Here is a 4422-nt window from a genome sequence, read left to right on the forward strand (position 1 = left end):
TACCCGAAACTCAAAAGAACAAGGACATTAAAAAACGTACACTTCAATCAAAGACCTTTTGATGTATACAGGGCATTATTAAAAGACAACCGAATGGAAACCCTGTTAAAATCGGGACAAATACATCTATTTAAAGCATTCCTAAGTGATACAAGCCGAAAACTGGATAATTACTGGGCATCTATCCGCATCTGCATCCGCAACGGATACACAATCAAAGATGCTACTCTGTGGTTTGACTATATCGACTACTTGCGCATGTTCGGAAAAGACCTGCATAACGCTAAATATGTATGCCCGAATGACCTGCACAAAGAACATGACAGATATATGCAGAAGAAAGCAAAAGCCGATGCACAGAAAGAAATCGAAAAGCTACGGGAAAAGGAAGAAACATTCCGACAAACCAAAGCAAAATTCTTCGGACTTATATTCTCTGATGGGCTTATTCAAGTACGGGTACTTGAAAGTATAGAGGAAATCATATTGGAAGGAAAACTGATGCACCATTATGCTCAGTATACAGTTATGTGTAGTGTTTGGAAAAAAATACTGTTTCCTAATCAGATAGCGATAAAACACTAAACATAACATTTTGATTTAGCTATATTTTCCGTATAATGAATTGTATTTAAAATTCAATTAAAATGGAAAAAATCAAACCAAAAGAATTAGTAAGCCTTTTGAATAAAGAGCTTACTAGAATGCAGTACAAAAACTCATCATTGATTCAACACCGAAGGAATTGGGCGAAATTAGTTGTGTTTTTTGAAGAGATACAGGAAGAATATTTTTCGATGAAAACAGCGATGAAGTATCTTGATGACACATGCGATTTTTTTGCTAAGGAAAAGGCTAACGAACTCACTTCAGGTAACACATGGCTTTACCGTTCTATCAAGATGTTATGTGATTTCTATCAACATGGGACACTCTTGCGTCGTCATACACGAACGAATTTTACTGTAAACAAGGCATTTCATCAGGAACTTCTGACGGCATTTCATACAAGTTGTGTTTCTATGGATTATGCGCTATCCACGACAAAAGGATATCTGCGTACAGTAAGTAAATTACTTTCGTTCATTGAATCGAAAGAAATTATCGCAAGAGACCTTGATCCCTCTATACTTGTATATTATGTGAAAACACTTCTTGGTTATAGCCCGAAGATGGTTGAGTTTACATTCTGCGGAATACGATCTTTCTTACGTTTTCTTCATGTTTCAGGGTATATAAAAAGGGATTTGTCCAACTCTTTACCAACAGTAAAAATTCCACAGAAGGCTCGTATCCCATCAACTTGGAATCCAACGGATTTGAAAAAATTACTGGAAGTTATTGACCGGGGAAATCCCTCTGGCAAGCGAGATTACGCGATCATATTGCTAGCCAGTAGGCTTGGGATGAGGTGCGTAGACATAAAGTCTCTAAAATTTGACGATATTAAATGGGATGAGAATCGGATTGAAATAACTCAAGTAAAGACTAGAAAACCTACAACTTATCCTCTTTCACGAGAAATTGGGTGGGCTTTAATTGATTATATCCAAAAAGGTCGTCCCAACAGCGAAGATAAAAATGTATTTGTTCGGCACACAGCTCCTATATGTTCTTTTGGAGATTCAAGTCGTCTGATGGATATGATAAAAAAATATATGAAGATGGCACATATATCAATTCCCCAAGACAGAAAATTTGGCATGCATTCTTTGCGCCATACCTATGCCACTTCCTTAATGGAAAGGCATGTTCCAATTGAAGAGATCGCTCAATTGATGGGACATGTAGATACCACCACTACTGCGATTTATCTTAAGAGCAGTTTGAATCTACTAAAGGAATGCACTTTAAATATTGATGATCTATGAATATCTATACCTCTAACTTTTCTATGGATATAATAGATCTCATAGAACAAAAACGGATATTGGGATATAAGTATGAATCTCAAGCAGTAATACTAAAGCATTTTGATCAGTTTTGCTTAAAAAATTATCCAGATGCAACTATACTTGAAAAGGAAATCGTTCTCCATTGGGTAAGAATTAATCCAGGGGAACATCCTTCTACTCAAGAAACCCGACTTTCCCCAATCAACGAATTGGCGAGATATATTATGCGTAAAGGAGGATGGGCATATATACTGCCCAAAGGAGTGTTAGCAAAGAAAGTCAAATTCACTCCTTATATCTTTAGTGATAACGAGATTAAACGTTTGTTTGCAACTATTGATAATGATTGCCATTTTTGTTATGAAGTCCCTCTACGTCATATTGTGATGCCAGAATTCTTCCGCCTTTTATATTGTTGCGGGCTTAGGGTAACAGAGGCTAGATTGTTAAAAGTGGAAGATGTTGACTTAGAGAATGGTATTTTGAGTTTAACCCGAACCAAGTTAAGCAAACATAGACAAATCCCATTGTCTTTGGAATTGCTCAATCGTTTTAAGGAATACTCTCAAAAAATACATATTTGCTCCACATCAGAAACATGGTTCTTCCCCGGTCTCAAAAATAATGCAATGACGAGCCAAAATATAAATAGAAATCTACGAAGATTCCTCTGGAATGCAGGGATATCTCATTCTGGAAGAGCAAAACTAGGTGAACCTGGTGCCCCATGTGTTCATTCGTTGCGACATACATTCGCTGTCAACTGTTTACGTAAATGGATGCGACAAGGTAAGAATCTGAATGCATATCTTCCAATTCTTCAAGCATATATGGGACACACCTATTATCGAGATACGGCTTACTACCTACACCTAAGCTCTGATTTGGTTCAGGATATCAGATCCAATCTTGAACAAACACTAGGAGCCATTATACCGTTCAACTCATCACTAAATGAAATAAATTATGAAAAACACGACTGATTTTGCCAATCATCTATCCCATTTCTTTACAGACTTTCTAATAGGATGTCGAAACTTAAGCAAGAATACAATCTCCTCTTACAGTGACACTTTCCGGTTACTCGTAATTTACTTTAATGATCAACAGTCTATTCCCCCTGAAAAGTTGACCTTGAAGAATATAAATGATAAATCTGTCTGTAATTATCTTGATTGGTTACAAAAAGAAAGAAGATGTTCTAATACGACAAGAAATCAACGTCTTGCTGCTATTCACTCATTCTTTCGTTATCTTCAGATGCAAGACTCCAAGCAACTATTGAGTTGTCAGAAGGTTATGCAGATACCTTTTAAGAAAAGTGTCCAACCTATCTTGAATCATCTTACCATATCTCAGGTAAGTTCTCTGTTGAGACAACCGGATATTAACAAAAAGGGAGAAAGGAGAGATATCGCACTACTTAGTGTTCTCTATGACACTGGAGCCCGAGTGCAAGAACTCTGCGACTTGAAAGTTCGAAATGTCAGATTAGAGCCTCCATCCACAATTACTTTAACAGGAAAAGGGTGTAAGACAAGGCTCATACCCATTGTTGGAAATACAGTTAAATTATTGACTAACTATATCGAAGAAAACAAATTAACTGGCACACATAAATTAGATCACCCGTTATTCTATAACCAGCGGCGGCAAGCATTAAGCAGAGGCGGAATCACTCATATTTTGAGAAAATATGCACATATGGTTAAAGACAAGAATATGCCAGAGAAAATTACTCCACATATTCTCAGACATAGCAAAGCAATGCACCTGCTTCAAGCTGGCTATACTATGGTTGTAATTAGAGACTGGCTTGGTCATGTTTCTGTGCAAACAACAGAGATCTACGCGACATTGGACATCGAAGCCAAACGCAAACTTCTTGAAGAATCTTTTCCCGATAATATTCCTGATTGTGACTTCCTCGATTGGAATAAAAATGACAATCTTATTAATTTTTTGAAAAGGTTTTAAAAATATTATGCACAGTGTCTTGCATATATAGCTTTTAGTTTGAATATATTATAAGTAACACTGTGCATAACTGTATACTGAGCATAATGGTGCTTATGTAAAGTGATGCATAAGCACCATTGTGTAGGAGGTTATTATTCAAAAGAAGATTCTTTGATTCTGACAGCCTGTATTGACGGCAAGAAGATAGAAACTATTGAAGTATCGCTCTCAAAACTTCAAGTTATACAAAGCAGAGGAGTATGTAACAAGAATACCGTGTACCACAACCAAATAGTACAACTTGTAGAGAAAAATATACCTCTTATTGAACAGAGATTAGCAGCATAAAGAAATAGTAACAACCAAATCAAAATAATCATGGCACAGGAAACAATGGAAGATTGGATGCAATATGCGAAAGATTTGGCAAAAGCAGAACGTGAACTAAAGATCGAACACTCGGTATATATCACTTTCGAGATACGACACCAAGACGGACACAGAGAGATATTGCATAAAATTGACCTACCCCGTGATATGGTAGACCGATGGCAGTGGCTTATCGAAT

The 4422-nt window shown here is 36.7% G+C and carries 4 protein-coding genes and 2 pseudogenes; all 6 read left to right on the plus strand.

All coding sequences use genetic code 11. From position 1 onward, the window contains the following. A partial coding sequence (locus tag HMPREF9456_RS16750; protein WP_006844759.1) for a PcfJ domain-containing protein occupies window positions 1-585 on the plus strand: 585 nt, incomplete at its 5' end. Window positions 586-704: 119 nt separating this feature from the next. Continuing rightward, window positions 705-1871 carry a site-specific integrase gene (locus HMPREF9456_RS16755; RefSeq protein ID WP_245531048.1) on the plus strand — a complete coding sequence of 389 codons (1167 nt, stop codon included), beginning with the start codon at window positions 705-707 and terminating at the stop codon, window positions 1869-1871. After that, the gene (locus HMPREF9456_RS16760; RefSeq protein WP_006844761.1) at window positions 1868-2878 is read left to right on the plus strand and encodes a tyrosine-type recombinase/integrase; all 1011 of its coding nucleotides are present in this window, start codon (window positions 1868-1870) and stop codon (window positions 2876-2878) included. The genes HMPREF9456_RS16755 and HMPREF9456_RS16760 overlap by 4 nt, the downstream gene beginning before the upstream one ends. Then, on the plus strand, window positions 2862-3872 hold the full coding sequence (locus HMPREF9456_RS16765) for a tyrosine-type recombinase/integrase (RefSeq protein WP_006844762.1): 1011 nt from the start codon (window positions 2862-2864) through the stop codon (window positions 3870-3872). Before HMPREF9456_RS16760 ends, HMPREF9456_RS16765 begins: the two co-directional genes overlap by 17 nt. 114 nt (window positions 3873-3986) lie before the next feature. Continuing rightward, window positions 3987-4202 (plus strand): annotated as a pseudogene (locus tag HMPREF9456_RS16770) (PcfJ domain-containing protein); the annotation flags it as partial. A gap of 30 nt (window positions 4203-4232) precedes the next feature. Next, window positions 4233-4422, plus strand: a pseudogene (locus HMPREF9456_RS16775) (hypothetical protein); the annotation flags it as partial.

This window comes from Dysgonomonas mossii DSM 22836 (assembly GCF_000213575.1).
Lineage (GTDB): Bacteria > Bacteroidota > Bacteroidia > Bacteroidales > Dysgonomonadaceae > Dysgonomonas > Dysgonomonas mossii.

Coding starts and splice junctions, on each gene's coding strand:
- HMPREF9456_RS16755 (WP_245531048.1), top strand. CDS start 705: ATGCAGTACAAAAACTCATCATTGATTCAACACCGAAGGAATTGGGCG.
- HMPREF9456_RS16760 (WP_006844761.1), top strand. CDS start 1,868: ATGAATATCTATACCTCTAACTTTTCTATGGATATAATAGATCTCATA.
- HMPREF9456_RS16765 (WP_006844762.1), top strand. CDS start 2,862: ATGAAAAACACGACTGATTTTGCCAATCATCTATCCCATTTCTTTACA.